This window comes from Ralstonia sp. ASV6 (assembly GCF_016429285.1).
In the GTDB taxonomy this organism is placed as follows: Bacteria; Pseudomonadota; Gammaproteobacteria; order Burkholderiales; family Burkholderiaceae; genus Ralstonia; species Ralstonia flaminis.
The window spans coordinates 1-250 of sequence record NZ_JAELUI010000711.1 but is presented as its reverse complement, the minus strand read 5'-3'; the positions used below and the strand labels follow the sequence as shown (position 1 = coordinate 250).

At 70.8% G+C, this 250-nt stretch carries 1 pseudogene; it reads right to left on the bottom strand.

Annotation, left to right across the window (positions count from 1 at the left end):
* A pseudogene (locus tag JHD73_RS28975) lies at positions 1–128 on the bottom strand (5-(carboxyamino)imidazole ribonucleotide synthase); the annotation flags it as partial.
* Positions 129–250 lie beyond the last annotated feature (122 nt).

The following is a 250-nucleotide window of genomic DNA, read 5'->3' as shown; positions in this document are numbered from 1 at the left end:
GCACGGGCGGCCAGCACAGACACCTCGTACGCCAGCGGCAGCATCTTCTCCAGCACGCACGGCACGTGCTGCATGGCACCCCAGGCGGCGCGCAGTTCTTCAATCGTCGAGACGCGCGCTTGCCCCTGTCTCTTATACACATCTCCGAGCCCACGAGACATGGCGCCTGATCGCGTATGCCGTCTTCTGCTTGAAAAGGGGGGGGGGGGGGGGGGGGGGGGGGGGGGGGGGGGGGGGGGGGGGGGGGGGG